The 17,972-nt window shown below is 66.9% G+C and carries 14 protein-coding genes; 7 read left to right on the top strand and 7 right to left on the bottom strand.

The window, feature by feature from the left end; translation table 11 throughout:
* Positions 1-111 precede the first annotated feature (111 nt).
* Positions 112-2,403: an NADP-dependent malic enzyme gene (locus tag N7573_RS15545; RefSeq protein WP_279912279.1), complete on the top strand. Its 2,292-nt coding sequence runs from the start codon at positions 112-114 to the stop codon at positions 2,401-2,403.
* 525 nt (positions 2,404-2,928) lie between these two features.
* Here N7573_RS15545 and N7573_RS15540 read toward each other — a convergent pair.
* From N7573_RS15540 to N7573_RS15525, 4 genes are all read right to left on the bottom strand, one after another.
* A complete protein-coding gene (locus N7573_RS15540; protein WP_164080778.1) occupies positions 2,929-3,072 on the bottom strand; it encodes a hypothetical protein in 144 nt (47 codons plus the stop codon).
* On the bottom strand, positions 3,069-3,764 hold the full coding sequence (locus N7573_RS15535; protein ID WP_279912277.1) for a hypothetical protein: 696 nt from the start codon (positions 3,762-3,764) through the stop codon (positions 3,069-3,071). Before N7573_RS15535 ends, N7573_RS15540 begins: the two co-directional genes overlap by 4 nt.
* Positions 3,765-4,091: 327 nt before the next feature.
* Entirely contained in the window at positions 4,092-4,826 is a 735-nt protein-coding gene (locus N7573_RS15530) for a basic secretory protein-like protein (protein ID WP_049421780.1), read from the bottom strand.
* Complete coding sequence (locus tag N7573_RS15525; protein ID WP_279912276.1) at positions 4,823-8,173, bottom strand: GH92 family glycosyl hydrolase; 3,351 nt, start codon at positions 8,171-8,173, stop codon at positions 4,823-4,825. Before N7573_RS15525 ends, N7573_RS15530 begins: the two co-directional genes overlap by 4 nt.
* A 421-nt stretch (positions 8,174-8,594) precedes the next feature.
* Here N7573_RS15525 and N7573_RS15520 point away from each other — a divergent pair, with 421 nt between their 5' ends.
* From N7573_RS15520 to N7573_RS15505, 4 genes are all read left to right on the top strand, one after another.
* Positions 8,595-8,792 carry a zinc-finger domain-containing protein gene (locus N7573_RS15520; protein WP_005410967.1) on the top strand — a complete coding sequence of 66 codons (198 nt, stop codon included), beginning with the start codon at positions 8,595-8,597 and terminating at the stop codon, positions 8,790-8,792.
* 15 nt (positions 8,793-8,807) lie between these two features.
* Positions 8,808-9,923: a glycosyltransferase gene (locus tag N7573_RS15515; protein ID WP_279912275.1), complete on the top strand. Its 1,116-nt coding sequence runs from the start codon at positions 8,808-8,810 to the stop codon at positions 9,921-9,923.
* Positions 9,904-11,235 carry an O-antigen ligase family protein gene (locus N7573_RS15510; protein WP_279912274.1) on the top strand — a complete coding sequence of 444 codons (1,332 nt, stop codon included), beginning with the start codon at positions 9,904-9,906 and terminating at the stop codon, positions 11,233-11,235. Before N7573_RS15515 ends, N7573_RS15510 begins: the two co-directional genes overlap by 20 nt.
* 202 nt (positions 11,236-11,437) lie before the next feature.
* Complete coding sequence (locus N7573_RS15505; RefSeq protein ID WP_121504416.1) at positions 11,438-11,887, top strand: transposase; 450 nt, start codon at positions 11,438-11,440, stop codon at positions 11,885-11,887.
* Positions 11,888-12,033: 146 nt separating this feature from the next.
* On the opposite strand, the gene N7573_RS15500 is transcribed toward N7573_RS15505, so the two are convergent.
* Positions 12,034-12,951 carry an LpxL/LpxP family Kdo(2)-lipid IV(A) lauroyl/palmitoleoyl acyltransferase gene (locus N7573_RS15500; protein ID WP_279912273.1) on the bottom strand — a complete coding sequence of 306 codons (918 nt, stop codon included), beginning with the start codon at positions 12,949-12,951 and terminating at the stop codon, positions 12,034-12,036.
* Between the two features lie 60 nt (positions 12,952-13,011).
* On the opposite strand from N7573_RS15500, the gene waaA reads away from it, so the two are divergent.
* Positions 13,012-14,310: a lipid IV(A) 3-deoxy-D-manno-octulosonic acid transferase gene (gene waaA, locus N7573_RS15495; protein ID WP_049398381.1), complete on the top strand. Its 1,299-nt coding sequence runs from the start codon at positions 13,012-13,014 to the stop codon at positions 14,308-14,310.
* Positions 14,311-14,539: 229 nt separating this feature from the next.
* Positions 14,540-15,757, top strand: a complete 1,218-nt coding sequence (locus N7573_RS15490; RefSeq protein WP_279912272.1) for an amino acid transporter — start codon at positions 14,540-14,542, stop codon at positions 15,755-15,757.
* A gap of 100 nt (positions 15,758-15,857) precedes the next feature.
* Here N7573_RS15490 and N7573_RS15485 read toward each other — a convergent pair whose 3' ends face one another.
* On the bottom strand, positions 15,858-17,216 hold the full coding sequence (locus N7573_RS15485; RefSeq protein ID WP_032129097.1) for a TolC family outer membrane protein: 1,359 nt from the start codon (positions 17,214-17,216) through the stop codon (positions 15,858-15,860).
* 16 nt (positions 17,217-17,232) lie between these two features.
* The gene (locus N7573_RS15480) at positions 17,233-17,880 is read right to left on the bottom strand and encodes a protein-L-isoaspartate O-methyltransferase (RefSeq protein ID WP_279912271.1); all 648 of its coding nucleotides are present in this window, start codon (positions 17,878-17,880) and stop codon (positions 17,233-17,235) included.
* Between the last annotated feature and the right edge of the window lie 92 nt (positions 17,881-17,972).

The following is a 17,972-nucleotide window of genomic DNA, read 5'->3' as shown; positions in this document are numbered from 1 at the left end:
GCACGGAATTGTGCAGTCGCAGCATGCCTGCGACAGGATAGCGACAGGTCCAGACGCTCCAACGGGGGTATCATCCCCTGTCCCTTCTGCCCATTCATGTAACCCACATCGATGTCCAACGAAGATTTCAAACAGGCCGCCCTCGATTACCACCGGATGTCCCCGCCGGGAAAGATCAAGGTTTCCGCTACCAAGCCCATGCTGACCCAGCGCGACCTGTCGCTGGCGTATTCGCCGGGCGTGGCGTACGCCTGTGAAGCGATCAAGGCCGACCCGCAGCAGGCCAGCGAGCTGACCGCCCGCGGCAACCTGGTGGCGGTGATCTCCAACGGCACCGCGGTGCTGGGCCTGGGCAACATCGGCGCGCTGGCCGGCAAGCCGGTGATGGAAGGCAAGGGCGTGCTGTTCCAGAAGTTCGCCGGCATCGATGTGTTCGACATCGAAGTGGATGAAACCGACCCGGACAAGCTGGTCGACATCATCGCCTCGCTGGAGCCGACCTTCGGCGGCATCAACCTGGAAGACATCAAGGCGCCGGAGTGCTTCGTGGTCGAGCGCAAGCTGCGCGAGCGCATGAAGATTCCGGTGTTCCATGACGATCAGCACGGCACGGCGATCATCGTCGGTGCGGCCGTGCTCAACGCCATGGCGATCACCGGCAAGAAGATCGAAGACGTGAAGCTGGCGACCACGGGCATGGGCGCAGCCGGCATTTCCTGCGTGAACATGCTGGTGCAGCTGGGCCTGAAGCCGGAAAACATCCTGGCCTTCGACCGCGAGGGCGTGATCCACACCGGTCGTACCGACCTGGATCCGGAAAAGCAGCGCTATGCGCGCGACACCGACAAGCGCACCCTGGCCGAGATCGTCGACGGCGCGGACATCTTCCTGGGCCTGTCGGCACCGGGCATCCTGACCGCCGACATGGTCAAGACCATGGCGCCGGACCCGGTGATCTTCGCGCTGGCCAACCCGACCCCGGAAATCATGCCGGAGGTGGCGCGCGCCGCGCGTCCGGACGCGATCATCGGCACCGGCCGTTCGGACTACCCGAACCAGGTCAACAACGTGCTGTGCTTCCCGTACCTGTTCCGCGGTGCGCTGGACGTGGGTGCCACCGCGATCAACGAGGAAATGAAGATCGCCTGCGTGCGCGCCATCGCGGCGCTGGCGCGTCGTGCGGCCACCGACATGGGTTCGGCCTATGGCGGCGAGACCCCGAGCTTCGGTCGTGAATACCTGATCCCGCGCCCGTTCGACCGCCGCCTGCTGGTGGAGCTGTCGGCCGCCGTGGCCCAGGCCGCGATGGACTCGGGCGTGGCCTCGCGCCCGATCGACGACATGGGCGCTTACCGCGACAAGCTGGCCCAGTTCGTCTACCGCACCAGCCTGATGATGAAGCCGGTCTACGACCGCGCGCGCAGCGACAAGCAGCGCGTTGTGTATGCCGAGGGCGAAGAGGAAGTGGTGCTGCAGGCGGTGCAGAACGTGGTCGATGACGGCCTGGCGCACCCGATCCTGATCGGCCGCCCGGAAGTGATCGAGTCGCGCATCGAGCGCCTCGGCCTGCGCCTGAAGATCGGCGAGAACGTTGAAGTCACCAACATCAACGACGACCCGCGCTTCAACGAGTACTGGCAGTACTACCACGGCCTGACCGGCCGTCGTGGCGTGACCGTGGCCGCGGCGAAGAACCTGATGCGTTCGCGCCCGACCCTGATCGCTGCAGTGATGGTGGCCCGTGGCGAAGCCGATGCGATGCTGACCGGCATCGTCGGCCGTTTCCACAAGAAGCTGGGCTACGTGCGCAGCGTGCTGCCGCTGGAGCCGAAGGTCACCTCGACCTCGGCGATGACCGGCGTGATCAACCAGCAGGGCGTGTTCTTCTTCGTCGATACCCACGTGCAGGAAGACCCGACCGCCGAGCAGCTGTGCGAAGCGACCCTGCAGGCGGCCTACCGCATGAAGCTGTTCGGCATCGAGCCGAAGGTGGCGCTGCTGTCGCACTCCAACTTCGGCAGCCACGATTCGAAGGACGCGCTGAAGATGCGCCAGGTGCGCGAGCTGCTGCTCAAGCGCAACCCGCGTCTGAACGTGGACGGCGAAATGCAGGGTGACACCGCATGGGACGAAGCGCTGCGCCAGAAGCTGCTGCCGGGCTCGACCCTGCAGGGTCGCGCCAACTTGTTCGTGCTGCCGAACCTGGAAGCGGCCAACATCGCCTACAACCTGGTGCGTGTGTTCACCGACGGCGTGGCGATCGGCCCGATCCTGATGGGCGTGAACAAGCCGGTGCATATCCTGACCACCAGCGCGACCTCGCGCAGGATCCTGAACATGACCGCCATTGCGGCGGTGGATGCGCAGATCCGCAAGCAGCTGGAAGCGGAAAAGAAGGCGTAAGCCTTCTTTCCAGCGTCAGCTGCAGAAGCGCGCCCCCCGGGGCGCGTTTCTGTTTCCGCAAAGCGGAAACGGGTAGTGCCGGCCGCTGGCCAGCAACCGCAATCATGTCCACCACCACCGCAGCCGGCCAGCGGCCGGCTCTACCGCCCGCCGGCCTGTGCCACACGCGCTACGCCGCCCGGTCATGTCCCTGCAACGCCGTTGCGGCCCAATACGCCCACGCGGCCCGGCCGTGGGAAGGGACCGGACCGGCCTTCCCACCCTGGGCCCGACCAACTTTTCATGGGCGAGGGTGTCATGCGCAATCGAGTGACGCGGCGGTACTTTCAGCAGCTGTTCGCGCTCTACGCCGGCTTCGTGCGGTCGCGCTGAGGCAGCGATGTGGTAGCGCCGGGCCATGCCCGGCGAGCGCGCAGCGTGGCGAATCAGGCATTTCGCCGGGTGTGGCCTGGCGCTACTGAGCGAACGTGGCAACCAAGATGTGCCGCAGTGGTAGCTATTGAGCTACCGAAATATCTCCGATGGTCACCCTTCCTCCGCCACCATATCCCCGGCTACATTGCAGGCCTTGCCGCAGTAGAATTTCCCAACCGACGCTGCGATTGCTGCGCCTCCCAGGCACGCGACCACGATCATCAGCCAGCGATTGCGTTTCGACTTTCCTTTCATTTCATTTCTCCTTTTCTTCGATTCGATATCTCGATATGCCATCGGTTCGATTCCCGTTGCTGGTCCGGTGAGAGTTGGCTCCAGAGCCGCTCGGCATAGCGAAGCCCCTTGCCGCCACTGGCCTGGCTGAATGCGCGCGCATAGGCGTGTGCGCGTGCTGCATCGCGAGGCACATGCAGGCCATCCTCAAAGGTGGCCGCAAGAAGCATCAGGGCATTGCTGTCACCCGAGTCCGCGGCTTCGTTGAGGAATCTCACTGTCGCTTCCTTGAATCGCTTGACGAGCTCTTCATCGAACATGGAGTGCTCATCGTCGAACTGATGAGACGCCAGTCCCGAGAACATCAATTTCGCAGTGGAGTCGCCGTCTGACGCCGCGTAGTAGGCGAGGTCATAGATGGAGTGTTCTGATTCAAGAGCGGAGCAGTCTGAGTCACCCAGAACGTTTTCCCGGAACTCACGCTGCTGGTCGGGAGTCAGTCCCGTCGGAATGTCTGTTTCCGCCAAGCTTGCGGCGTTTGTGCAACGCGCTATGTCCTGCGCCAGCAGAAGGGCCTGCTGGGGCGACAACGTTCGGCGAATTGCAATCAACTGAGTCCCGGCGGTGGCAACGCTTGCGGCCTGCGTCGTCTCGATCGCAGCATCTTTTCCGTTGATACGAACCCGTACGGTCTGCTGCTCTTGGGGGGGCAACAGCGAGAACGCTCGGCGTGTTGCTTCTCGTCCAGATCACGGTCGTGATCAGTGCAATGGCTGCTCCTGTCACCAGCACAACGACCGCTTTGCGCCTACCGACCTTGGTTCTGATTTTCATGCAAGCAAGGTTAGCGACCCTCGCTCAGTCACGATGTCGGTTGCTGCCGCGTGCTGTTGTGAACAGGCGCCTATCCGACTTGTCGGATTACTCCGCGTGAGATCGTAATGAGATCCCGTTGGGCAGGTCATGCCGGGCCATGCCAGGCGGGCGCGCAGCGCGGCGAAACAGGCGTTTCGCCGGGCAAGCCACGGTGCTACCTGCGGTCAGCGCTTGCCGCGCCGTGCCGGCGCCGGTGCATCCGAACGCGGCTTGGCGTACTGCGCCCACAGCGCCGGCAGTGCCTTGCCGGTGTGCTTCTGCCACAGCGCCGGTGCATAGCGGCCGTCGCGCAGGGCCTTGTCCAGTGCCAGCACCAGGCCGGGATGTTCCGCCTCCGCCCACTTCAGGAACGCACCGGTCACCCGGTAGCCGCTGTCGACGTTCTGCCCCTTCTCGACCTTCACCGGCAATGCCCAGCCAGCGGCGGCGTTGTCCATGCCGTAGCGGTCGCGCGCGTAGTCGGCGATGCCTTCCACCAGCCAGCCCGGTACCCGTGCATCGCCGTAGCCGGGATACCCCTGCACGATGTGCATCGCCTCGTGGGTGACCAGGTCGATGTCGTTCGGATGCTGCGCCAGCCAACCCGGATTGATGGTGATCGTCGCTGCCTGGTCCTTGTCGCCGACGAAGGCGATGCCGGTGTAGGCCGGATCGATCACGATGCGCACCATTGACGGCGCAGCGGGATGGAAGTCCGCACGTTCGCGCAGGTACGCGAAGAAGAACGTATCGATCACCCGCTTGCGCTGCGGTGCGGCCAGGGCGCCACGGGCGTCCTGGTAGTTCAGCGTCACGCCGTCGCGGGTCAGCTGCGTATCGAACGCCTGGGTCTGGCCGAAGCTTGAGAAGGACAGGGCAACAAGGGCCAGAGGCAGTAGACGGAAGCGCATGCAGCTCATTGTACGGTGCCGGCCGCCAGCAGTTCGATCTCCGCCAGCGGCAGCCGTGCCGGTGCCGCCAGGCGCAGGCGGTACTCGCTGTAACGACCGGGTTTGGCGATGCGGAACGGACGGGTCTGGCGGGCGGATTCGAAGTCTTCGCCGCTGCGCTGGTCGAGCACGGCCCAGCTGCCGCCGCCGTTGCGCGCCTCCAGCGTCCACTCACCGCCCTGGATGCGGCCGTCACCGCTGGTCAGCGTGTACATCGTCGGGGTGCCCTCGGCCAGGCCGGTCAGCGCGATGGTTGCACCGGCGCCCAGACCCACCGTGGTGCCGGCATCGTCATCGACCAGCGCGGGCAGGGCACGGCCATCGGCCAGCGTCGCCTTCGCGCCGCTGCCGAGCAGGTCGTGCAGCAGCTGCGGGTGCTGGCCGCGCGCGGTCAACGAGCGCGGCACATCGTCCACGCCGCTGCCCCAGCGCGAGGGGCGGGGTCCCATCACGAAGTCGAGGGTCGCGCCCTTGGCGATCAGGTCGTGCGGCACCCAGGTCTTCGTCCACGGCGTACCGTTGATCTTCAGCGACTGCACGTAGACGTTCTCACGCGAGTTGTTGGCCGCGTTCACGGTCAGCACCGCGCCACCCTGCAGCTCCACCCGTGCATGCTCGAATGCCGGCGAGCCGATCACGTACTCCGGGGCGCCCATGCGCAGCGGGTACAGGCCCAGCGAGGCCAGTACGTACCATGCCGAGGTTTCACCGTTGTCCTCATCGCCCGGGTAGCCCTGGCCGATCTCGCTGCCGACGTACAACCGCGACAGGATCTCGCGCACGTGCTGCTGGGTCTTCCACGGCTGCCCGGCGTACAGGTACATCCACGGGATGTGGTGCGCCGGCTGGTTGCTGTGCGCATACATGCCCATGCGCACGTCGCGGGCTTCGGTCATCTCGTGGATGGTGCCGCCGTAGGAGCCGGCCAGTGCCGGGTCCGCGGTTTCAGGTGTGGCGAAGAAGGTATCCAGCTTCGCCGCCAGCTTTTCGCGGCCGCCATACAACGCGGCCAGGCCTTCGCCGTCATGGGCGGCGGTGAAGGCGAAGGTCCAGCCATTGGATTCGGTGTAGTCGTGGCCCCACACGCGCGGATCGTAGGCCTTTGCGTCCACGCGCCAGCGACCATCGGCCTTGCGGCCCTGGAAGAAGCCTGCCGCCGGATCGAACATCGTCGCGTAACTGGCGGCGCGATGGCGGAAGTAGTCGGCCTCGGTGCTGTAGCGCTCGCGTGCGGCGGGCGCGGTCGCGCGCTTGGCCAGGGCATCGGCCATGTTGGCGATGCCAAAGTCATTGAGTGCGCCTTCCATCGTCCACGACATGCCTTCGTGCACGTCGGCACTGGCATAGCCGCGGAAGGTCGAACGGTTCATGCCCTTGCGGCCGACATGGCGGTCCGGCGGCACCACGGTCGCGTTCTTCAGCGCGGCGGCATAGGCCTCGGCCGGATCGAAACCGCCGACGCCCTTCAGCCATGCATCGGCGAAGGCCACATCGGAGCTGGTGCCGACCATCAGATCGGCGTAGCCCGGCGACGACCAGCGTGCGATCCAGCCGCCGGCGCGGTACTGCTCGATGAAGCCCTGCACCAGCTGCCCGGCATCGTCGGGCGTGAACAGCGCATAGGCCGGCCAGGTGGTGCGGAAGGTGTCCCAGAAGCCGTTGTTGACGAATACCTTGCCGTCGCGCACGGCGGCATAGCTGCGGGTCGCGCTGCCCTCGGTGTTGTCATCGCTGGCGCTGGCGCTGGCCTGGTTGGCGTAGCGCCACTCCGGTGCGACGGCGCTGCCCACGTTCTCGTGGCCGGAATTGGGGTACAGGAACAGCCGGTACAGGCTGGAATACAGCGTGGTCTTCTGGTCGTCGCTGGCATCGCCGATGTCGAAGCGGCCCAGGCGCGCGTCCCATGCATCCTGCGCACGGCCGGCCACGCTTTCCAGCGTATCGGCTGCGGCGATTTCCAGGGCCAGGTTGTGCCGTGCCTGTTCCACCGAGATCAGCGAGGTGGCGATGCGCATGGTCACCCGCCGGTCGCTGCCGGCATCGAACTTGATGTAGCCGGTCGGTCGGCCGGTGCCGATGCGCCCGCTGCTGTGCCACGGCCTGTCGAAGCTGGCTGCCACGTACATGCGGCTGGCGCCATTGGACAGCCCGCTGCGCGTATCGGTGTAGCCGGACAGTGTCTGCGTGGCAGCGTCCAGGGTCAGGCCACCGCGTGCATCGACATTGTCGAACAGCAGGTTGGCGTCGCCGCCCTCGGGGAAATCAAAGCGGAACAGCGCGGCATGATCGGTCGGCGCGATGGCGGTCGCGATGCCGTTGTCGAAGCGAACGTCGTAGCGATACGGGCGCGCGCTTTCATGGCTGCGCTCGAACGACAGCGCGCGCTTGCGGCGGTCGGCCTCCGGCACACCACGACTGGCCGAGGGCATTACCTGGAAGGTCTGCCGGTCGCCCATCCACGGGCTGGGCTGATGGCTCAGCGCAAGCGCCTGCAGCTGCGGACGGTTCTGTGCGTCGTTCTGTTCGTTCCAGCGGTACAGCCAGTTCAGTGCGCCAGCATCGGTCACCGGGGTCCAGAAGTTGAATCCGTGCGGTACCGCGGTGGCCGGGAAATTGTTACCGCGCGAGAAGGTGCCGTTGGCCTGGGTGCCACGGGTGGTCAGCACCCAGTCGGAGACGCGCGCTGGCTGCTGACGTGGCACTGTGTCCAGGCGCACGTCATCGATCCAGCCCGAGACCGGTGCACCGTCGGCACTGGCCACGTCCAGTTCGATCGCCACCACGCGGCGGCCCTTCAGCGCGGGCACGTCGCCCAGCCGCACCGCCTTGCGCGCCCACTGCTGCGGATACAGCGTCTTCGAATCGCCCTGCGCGCGCGCACCGATGGCCACGCCATGCTGGTCGCGTGCAGCGCTGGCCGAAACGCGGCTGCCATCGTCCAGCAGCAGGTCCAGTGACACATAGGTCGAGGCCACGGTGTCCTTGCCGACGATCTCCGGCAGCACCAGCCACGACAGGGTGGTATCGGCCTCGATGGTCATGTCCGCCTTGAACAGCTCGCGTCGCGCGCTGCCGCCTTCGCTGCTGTAGCGCAGTGCATGCAGGCCGCTGTAGCCCGCATTGCGCTTGGCGGCGTAAGGCGCCGCAGGGCCGTTGCCGATCGTGACCTGCAGTGCGCCTGCGGCCGGTGCCGGAGCCGGCTGGCCCGGTTCGAACGAGGTCTGCAGTCCCTGTGCCAGCACCGGCATCGCGGTAGTCGCACAGGCCAGGGCCAGGGCGAGCGGAAGCAGGGCGCGGCGTGGATCGGACAGGGTCATGCAAGGGTCTCCCGGAAGGGCAGGCGGCGGGCAGAACCCGCATCGGCGGACACCACGGACAGCATCGCTCCGCCCGCCGGGATGGCAGTGGAAGAAGCGATACCGGTCCGGTGGGGGCGGGCCATGCGATCGGGTCGGATTGGAGTGGGCCGGTTTACGACCTGGCCCGATCCTGCAACAGCCGTGGCAACCTGACAAGTGCCATTTAGTTCGATCCAAATGCGGGAAATATCGTTGCCGGTGGATTTTCGGCGTGAACCTGCAGGATCGATCGGGAATTTCCGCCGGCACCCCGTCCCGAGGTGGCATGCAAGGCCGCAGGGAATCGGCCCGGTACGCGCAAAGACCCGTTGCGGCGCAATGTCGGGGCGGCCCAGATGCTAGAATCACAGGCCTCGCAACCCGTTCATCGACATCCGCCATGAGCCATACCGCCACTGCGCCCGCCAACGCCGAGAAGCGCTACACCGTGCACCGCAGCGATCTGCCGCTGAGCTGCCCGACCCCGGAAATGGCGCTGTGGAACTCGCATCCGCGCGTGTACCTGCCGATCGAAGACGAGCCCAACGGCGAAGCGCAGTGCCCGTACTGCGGTTCCGTGTTCGTGCTGGCCGACTAAGCGGCCGCCCCTTCGATGCGCCGATTGACCGTGGTGCAGTTGCTGCCGGCGCTGCACTCCGGCGGTGTCGAGCGCTCGACCCTGGAAATTGCTGCGGCCCTGGTCGCTGCCGGCCATCGTGCGCTGGTGGTCTCCGCCGGTGGCCGCCTGGTGCAGCCGCTGCTCGATAGCGGTGCCGAGCACCTCACCCTTGATATCGGCCGCAAATCGCTGCTGACCCTGCGCCACCTGCCGACCCTGCGCCGCCTGTTCGCTGAAGTTGGCGCCGACATCGTGCATGCCCGTTCGCGGCTGCCGGCCTGGCTGGGCCTGTACGCGATCCGCGCGATGCCTGCCGCACAGCGCCCGCATTGGGTGACCACCGTGCACGGGTTGAACTCGCCCAGCCGCTACAGCGCGGTGATGACCAGCGGTGAACGCGTGATCTGCGTGTCCAACACCGTGCGCGACTACGTGCAGCGGCACTACCCGTCGGTTCCCGAAGCGAGGCTGCAGGTGATTCCGCGCGGCGTCGATGTCGCACAGTTTCCCCGCGTGGCCCGCGCCGACCGTCGGCCACGACTGGCGCTGGCAGCCGATTACCCGTGGCTGGCGCAGGTTGAGGGCCCGCTGCTGCTGCTGCCGGGGCGGGGTACCCGGCTGAAGGGGCATGCTCATGCGCTGCAGTTGCTGGCGGATGTGCGCGCGGCCGGTGTGCCTGCACAGCTGTGGATGCTGGGCACCGATGAACCCGGCCGTGAAGTCTACGTGGCCGACCTGCGCCGGCAGGCGGCTGCTTTGGGCGTGACCGACGCCGTGCAGATCAGCACGCCGACCGCGCGCATCGCCCAGGCCTATGCGGCCAGCGATCTGGTCCTGCAGCTGTCGGACAAGCCCGAAGCGTTCGGCCGCACCGTGGTAGAAGCGTTGTCGGTCGGTCGCCCGGTACTGGGCTGGGACCATGGCGGCGTCGGCGAACTGCTGCAGCAGCTGCAGCCGGCCGGCGCCGTGCCGCTGGGCGATGCACGGGCGCTGGGTGAACGTGCGCTGGCCCTGCTGGCGCAGCCGCCGTCCTTGCCGACCCGCATCCCGTTTACCCTGCAGGCCATGCAGCGCGACACCCTCCGCCTCTATGCCGACCTCGCCGGCTGACCCCGCAACCCTCGTGCGCGAGGACCGCGCCGGGCGCTGGGCGCCCTGGTGGGTGCTGGCGTACGTGGCGCTGTGGCCGTTGCCGGGCATCGCCGAAACCGTGCTGGGTCTTGGCGCGCTGTATGCCGCGGTGCGCATGATCATGCGCCGCCTGCAGCGCCGCCCGCACCTGCTGACACCCGCCGCGTGGGCGCTGACCTCGATCCTGTTCCTCGGTTACTGGCTGCCGCAGGCGTTCTCCGCCTTCGATGCGATCGATCCGGCGGCGTCGTGGACCAAGGCGGCCGCCGGCCTGCGCTACCTGCCCTTCATGTGGCTGGTGGCGATCGCGGTGGCCACGCCGGAACGCCGGCGGCTGACCTTCGGTGGCCTCGCATTGATTACCGCTGCGTGGACGCTGGATGCACTGGTGCAGGCGGTCGTGGGTACCAGTCCGTGGTTCTGGTCACTTGAGCAGCTGAAGTTTGCAGTAAGTGGTCACGCGTTGTGCCCGGCCGGCGAGGCGGCATGGGTCGATCGCCTCAGTGGCGCGCTGGGGCCGTGCAACCTGAAGTTCGGCCAGGTCCTGGCCAGCCTTTCACCGTTCCTGTTGCTGCCGCTGGCGCGCCGCTTCGGCAATCCGGGATGGGTCTTGGCCGCGGCGGCGCTGGGTTGTGTGCTGCTGCTGGCCGGCTCACGCGCATCGTGGATCACCTTTGCGCTGGTGCTGGCCTACAGCGGCGTGCGCCAGTTCGGCTGGAAGCGGTTGGTGCTGCTGGGGCTGGTCGCTGTCCTCGGAGCGGGTGTGCTGACCGCCAGCGTGCCGCAGCTGCGTGAGCGCTTCGCACGTACGGCGATGGCCTGGGAGGGGAGCGAACGCGGTGTCGACGAGGCGTTGTCGGGGCGCGCGCGGATCTGGGACGCCGCGGCCTGCATGATTGAAGAGCACCCGATCAACGGGGTCGGCGCGCGCGGTTTCCGCGATGCCTATCCGGCCTGCGTGTCTGGCGACGAACCGGCGGTGTGGGGCGATGCCCCGGCGTTGCATGCCCATCAGATCGTGCTGGAGATCCTGGCGGAAACCGGTGTGATCGGCCTTCTGCTGTGGTTGGCTGCGGTGGCCCAGGCCTGGCGGGCCTGGCGATATGCACCGGCCGCCGCCCGTGAGCGTGCGCGCCCGGCGATGCTGGCGCTGGCGGTCACCGTGTTCCCGCTTAACACGCACCTGGCGTTCTATTCCGCGTTCTGGGGTGGCCTGACCGTGCTGTTGGCCGCGTTGTTCGCCGGCAGCCTGTTGGCCCGCGAAACGGATGACACGCCGACGGTGGTGTGATCGTCCATCCACGCATGGCGTGGCTCTACTCCACGTACCGAACAAACGTCCCATGGTGGATCCACGCCATGGCGTGCATGGGGCGGTCACCGAACGAACGTCGCCGTAGTAGATCCACGCCATGCGTGGATGGGGCTTTACCGACGCAAACACGCGCCAACCTCCACTAGCCGTGCCTCCGTGTGTATCGCACGCTGAGGCCATGGCCAGCCCAAGACTCCGCTACGGTCGTTACTCCTGCACCGGTAACGTCTATTCACTGACTACGGTAACCCTCGATCGTGAACCCTTCTTTGCCGATGCTTCCAACGTAGCGATTCTGGTTGAAGCACTGCGCTTCGTAGAGCGCAAGGGCGTGAGCCACAGCTTCACCTGGGTGGTGATGCCCGACCATCTGCACTGGTTGATGGAATTGCGCGGGGGAACCCTGGCTGAGTGCATGGCCCTGCTCAAATCACGCAGCAGCCGGCTGCTGAATCGGCGATTGGAGCGGCGAGGGTCGCTGTGGCAGCACGGTTACCACGATCACGCCGTACGCAGCGATGAATCCCTTCACGAGAAGGCGATGTACATCCTGGCCAATCCGGTCCGTGCGGGCTTGGCGTGCGTGATGGGGGAGTACCCGTACGCCTGGTGCCGCTGGCCGTTGTGAATCCCGGCACAGAATCGAAGAGCATCCACGCATGGCGTGGATCTACTTCAGAATGCCCCACGTCATTGAATCCACGCCATACGCGGATGAAGCCGCACAAGGCGGTAGATCCACGCCATGCGTGGATGAAGCCATCCCTCCCACCGCTACTTGTAGAAATCGCTCCGGCCGCCGGGCTGGCGCTTGAACCGCCGATGGATCCACAGGTACTGGTCCGGGGCTTCGCGCACCATTTCTTCGATGGCCTGGTTGACCCGCGTGGTATCGGCTTCCACATCCTCGCTGGGGAAATTCTCCAGCGGTGCGCCGATCTTCAGGAAGTACTTCCCGCCCTCGCGGCGGTGGAAGTACGGAATCACCGCGCAGCCGGTCATCCGCGCCAGCTGGTGGGTGGCGGTAATGGTGGATGCGGTATGGCCGAAGAACGGCACGAACACGGTGTCCTTGCCACGCATGTCCTGATCCGGCGCATACCAGAGGAAGCCGCCCTTCTTCAGGTGGCGCACGGTCGCGCGGATGTCCTCGTTGGCGAACATCGCCTTGGCATAACGCAGGCGGCCGAACTTCACCGCCCATTCGTACACCGGGTTCTTGTGCTTGCGGTACATGCCTGAAAGATCGACGTAGTCGCACAGCAGGCGGCCGCACATCTCCAGGGTCATGAAGTGGCCGGACACCAGCAGCACGCCGCGGCCTTCGGCCTGCATCTGCCGCAGATGCTCGAGGCCTTCGATCTTCACCTGCGGGCGGATGCGGTCGATGCTGCCCCACCAGGCGCGGATGCACTCGAGCACGCCCACGCCCAGCGCGTCGAAGCTGTCGCGCACCAGGCGCTGGCGCCAGGCTTCGTCCTTCTCCGGGAAGCACAGCTGCAGGTTGACCTCGGCGGCGCGACGGCGGCTGCCGAGCAGGCGCCAGCTGATCCAGCCGACGCCCCGGCCGAGCGCACGCTGCAGCATCCACGGCAGGCGGGCGATGGCGAAGGCGCCGAGCATGGCGGCGAACATCGGCCAGTTGCGGGGATCGCGCAGCGACGGGCGGATGGCGGTGGTGGCATCTGACATGGCGCCATTCTACCAACCCGGCTGCGTGTCTTTCCCGGGGGGCTCCCGTATCCTTGCCGCATGCGTAAAGACCCTGTCGAATGGATCCTGCGCGGCCTGTACTCGGCCGTGCTCTACATCCTGCTGCCGATCACCGTGTACCACCTGGTCTGGCGCGGTTTCCGGGTCCGTGAATACTTCCGGCGCTGGGACGAGCGTTATGCCTCGTATCCGCAGCCGACCGGCCAGCCGCGGGTCTGGCTGCACGCGGTCTCGGTGGGCGAGGTCAATGCCGCCGCGCCGCTGGTGAATGCCCTGCGCCAGCAGCGTCCGGACATCCGCTGGGTCATCACCACCATCACCCCGACCGGTTCGGAGCGCGTGCGCGCGCTGTGGGGAGACGCGCTGGATCACGTCTATCTGCCGTACGACGTACCGGGCAGTGTCAACCGCTTCCTCGGCCATTTCCAGCCCAGCCTGGCACTGATCCTGGAAACCGAGCTGTGGCCGAACATGCTGTTCGGCTGCCGCGACCGTCGCATCCCGGTCTACATCCTCAACGCCCGCCTGTCCGCGCGTTCGTTGCGCGGTTACCGGGTGCTGGCGGCGCTGATCCGCCGTGCGCTGCGCACCGTCACCTGCGTGGCCGCGCAGTCGCAGGACGACGCCGAGCGCTTCGTGCAGCTGGGTGCTGCGCGTGAACAGGTGCAGGCGCTGGGCAACCTCAAGTTCGATATCGCCACGCCGGATGTGCAGGGCTTCGTCGAGCAGTTCCACGCCTGCGTGCCCGCCGGGCGCCCGGTGTGGATCGCGGCCAGTACCCACGATGGTGAGGAGCAGGCGGTGATCGACCTGCATCGGCGCCTGCGCCAGCAGCACCCCGACCTGTTGTTGCTGTGGGCGCCGCGGCACCCCGAGCGCTTCCCGAAGGTGGAGGCGCTGGCGCGCGAGCAGGGCTGGAACGTGACGACCCGTCGCGCGAAGCAATGGCCGGAGGCCGGCACGGATGTATTCGTCATCGACACCCTGGGTGAGCTGATGCCGTTCTATGCCTGCGCGCAGGTCGCTTTCGTCGGCGGCAGCCTGCAGCCGATTGGTGGCCACAATCTGCTGGAACCGGCGGCGATGGGCACTGCCGCTGTGACCGGTCCGCACCTGCACAACTTCGCCGAGATCTCACGGCGCATGCGTGAGGCCGGTGCCTTGCTGATCGGCGAGGACGTGCAGGCGGTAGGTGACCTGCTGCAGCACCTGCTGGGCGACGCAGCGGCGCGCGAGGACATGGCCCGTGCTGGATGCACGCTGGTCAGCAATGGCCGCGGTGCCCTGCAGCGCACGTTGGCGCTGGTCGCGCCACATCTGCCGCCGCCGCGCAGCTGAGCCGGGCAGCAACACCGCCAGGGCGGACACTACGTGGACCGACTGACGTGATCGACTGCATCAATTCTGCTTAGCAACCGGATTCCTGTCGCAGCAGGACCGGATGCGTGGCTGCGAACGTGTTTGTGGTCACATCGCGATGCGCACGGTACGGATTCTGATACCGCCCTTTGGCGCAGGCTGCCAGCCTGCTGTCGACCGCGCATGGGCGGAATCAAGAGGGCTTGCGATGGACAGCGACAACCGCCGTGGCCGGCACGCGCTGCTGGGAATGGATCACTTCGCGTTGGTGGCGTTGACCTTGTTGCTGGGGGGCAGCGTGATCGCCCTGGTCGGCCAGTACACCGCCGCCCAGGCCGGCCCGGCCATCGTACTGAGTCTGCTGCTGGCCGCACTGGGCACAGCGCCGATGCTGTATTGCCTGCACGTGCTGAACCAGCAGCAGCCGGAAGCCGATGGCCTGTACGGCCCGCTGCGGGCCGCTTGGGGCACGGCAGTCGCGCGCCTGCTGGGTGCTGTGCTGCTGCTGGAGCTGGTGGTGACCAGCGCCGGCGTGGCGCAGTCCATGGCGGGCCACGCGCGTGCGGTGTTTGCCAGTCGCGGTATTGAAACCGGCAGCGCATTGCCGGATCCGGTGATGGCCGTCACCAGCCTGCTGGTGCTGGGTGCGTTCGTGTTGCTGCCTCCGCGTCGCATCGCGCTGATGGTCTGCGTGCTGTTGACGGCGAAGATCGGTGTAGGGCTGTTGCTGCTGGCGCTGGCGGTCCGCCATGTGCACTACGCGAACTGGATTCCGTGGCTGCCGGACGCCACCGCGCCCTATCGGTTCGGACCTGGCGGTGTGCTGGCGGCAAGCGTGCCCTTGCTGGCGGTGTTTGCCAGTGTGGGTCTGGTATTGGGGTTTCCTGGGCGTGGCCCGCAGGTGCGTGCGCAGTCACCAGGGCTGCTGGCGGCCGCGCTGCTGCTGGCAATGCTGCTGCTGATCGTGCTGGCGGCGTTGCAGGCCGGCCTGGTCGAGTTCCCGGCATTGGCCAGTACGCGGCCGTTGTCGGTGGCATTGCAGGGCCATCCGCAGTTGCAGTGGCTGCTGCCGTTGCTGCCGCTGGCGGGCATGGCCGGGTTGGCAGCACTGCTGCTGGTGCTGTTGTCGTTGGCCACACATCTGGCAGCGCAGCTCTGGCCTGTGGCCGCGGATGAAGCGCCCGGGTTCCGGACGCGGCTGATACCGGTCACCGTGGTGCTGGCGGCGCTGCTGGCGTTGGGAACACCCGTCGATGCATTGCCGGTGCTGCCGGGCCCGGCCACCCTGCTGGTGATGGCGGCTTTGTGCCTGGCAGCACTGCGTGTGCGCGCGCCTATGCCGGGGGCTGCGATGGTGCTTGCGCCCCTGGCCGCGGCGCTGTGCGTGCTGGCCGCAGTGGAGCGGGCAGGCGCGTGGCCGGGCTGACGGCCGGCGGATCTGCGCCATGCCTGGGTGGGGCCGTACGCGCTGCCCACAAAAAAGCCACCCTCCCGGGTGGCTTCTTCGTTGCCGGCAGGGCGACGACTCAGTGCGTGGTCGTCGACGGGTTGCCCGCGTCCTGGGTCAGCAGGCGGTTCACGTCCTGCAGCTCGGCCACGTCCAGCGCACCCAGCGACTGGCTCAGCAGCAAGCGGTTCTGCAGGAAGGTGTAGCGGGCCTGTGCATAATCCAGCTGCGCCGAGAACAGGATGCGCTGGTTCTGGATCACGTCCAGCACGGTACGGGTACCGACTTCCAGGCCGACCTGCGACGCGTCGTACGCGCTCTGCGCCGAGACCACCGCCAGGCGGCGGGCTTCCACTTCGCTGATGCCCTGCACCAAGGTCTGGTAGGCATTGCGGGTGTTGCGGTCCAGGGCACGCTTCTGCTGCTCGTAGCCGTCCTGGGCGATGTCGCGCTGGGCCAGTGCCTGGCGCACGCCGGACTGGGTGGCACCACCGGCGAAGATCGGCACGCTCAGGGTCAGCCCGATGCTGTTGGTGCGTGCATCCGGCGACAACGAGCCGGCACCGGTGCTGTCGCCCCAGGTGGCGGTCTTGCCCCAGCTGCCGCCCAGCGACAGGGTCGGGTAATGGCCGCCACGAGCGGCCTGCACGCCAGCCTCGGCGGCGCTGACTTTCAGTTCCTGGGCCTTCAGCGCCGGATTCTGGTTGGTGGCCTGGTGCACCAGCTCATCGATGTTGCCACGGTTGGCCGGCACTTCCGGGCGGAAGTCCGCCGGCAGGCCGCGCAGGTTGACCACCGGCTGGCCGGTCAGTTCGGTCAGGGCCTGGTAGTTATCGGCCAGGGTGTTCTGCGCAACGATGGTGTTGGCACGTGCCTGGTCGTACTGGGCGCGTGCTTCGTGCACGTCGGTGATCGGCGCCAGGCCCACTTCCAGGCGCTTGTCGGCGAAGTCGAACTGCTTCTTCGCGGCCGCTTCATTGGTCTGTGCGGCGTTCAGCGATTCGATCGCCACCAGCACGTTGAAGTAGGCCGCCGAGGTGCGCACGATCAGGCTGTCGTTGGCCGAATCGAGGGTGAAGTCCGCCGCCTTGCTCAGCTCGCGCTGCGAACGCAGGTTGTTGATCTGGGTCCAGTTGAACAGCGTCTGGCTCCCTTCGATCGTGTAGTTGCGGCGCTTGCTGGTCACGGTGCCGGAGTTGGCGTCATGGTCCGCCTCGCTGCGCGAGCGGTTCAGCGTGGCCTGGCCGTTGATCTGCGGCAGCAGGGCAGCGCGGGCCTGCACGGCGCCTTCCTTGTCGTACAGCCGGGTGGATTCGGCGGCGGACAGCTGCGGATCGCCATTGCGCGCCATTTCGTAGACCTGCAGCAGGTCGGCGGCATGGGCGGACAACGGCAGCAGGGCAGTGGCCAGCGCAACAGCGAGGGATCGGCGGATCATTGCGGCTTCCTTGGACTCAGAGGTGGAACTGGGGGGCCGGGGCGGCACCACGCAGGTAATCAATATCGGTCTCGAACAGGGACTCGGTGCTGCCGTCGGCCTTGACCAGCAGGGCCTCCATCGCCGGCGAACGGCCATGGATCACGAACAGGCGACCACCCGGACGCAGCCACGAGGCGAACTGTGACGGCACCACGTCGACCGCACCAGTGACACAGATCACGTCAAAGCGGCGTTCGGTCTGCCAGGACAGGGCGTCGGCCACTTCCACGCGGACGTTGGTGCCCAGGCCGGAAGCGTCCAGGCGGGCACGCGCGGCGTCGGCCAGTTCCGGGTCGATCTCCAGGCTCAGCACGTCGCGCGCCAGCGCGCCGATGCAGGCTGCCAGGAAGCCGCTGCCGGTGCCGATTTCCAGCACTTCGTCACCCGGCTGCAGATCCAGTGCCTGCAGGGTACGGCCCTCGATGACCGGCTTCATCATCTTCTGGCCATGGCCGATCGGGAGTTCAACATCGGCATAGGCCAGTGCCCGGTGTGCATCGGCGACAAAGGCCTCGCGCGGCAGGCGGGCCAGGACGTCGAGCACCTTGATGTCCAGCACGTCCCAGGGACGGATCTGCTGTTCCACCATCAGTTCGCGGGCGTGGGCGTAATCAATCGTCATGAGGTTCAAATCCAGCGCAGTGGGCCGGCCATTTTACCGGTGCCGGAGGCCGGCGGCGCGCCCAGAGCATCAGCTGCCGGGTGGCCGGGGTC

This window comes from Stenotrophomonas sp. GD04054, from assembly GCF_029836955.1.
Lineage (GTDB): Bacteria > Pseudomonadota > Gammaproteobacteria > Xanthomonadales > Xanthomonadaceae > Stenotrophomonas > Stenotrophomonas maltophilia_A.
This window is presented reverse-complemented; position numbering and strand designations above follow the sequence as displayed.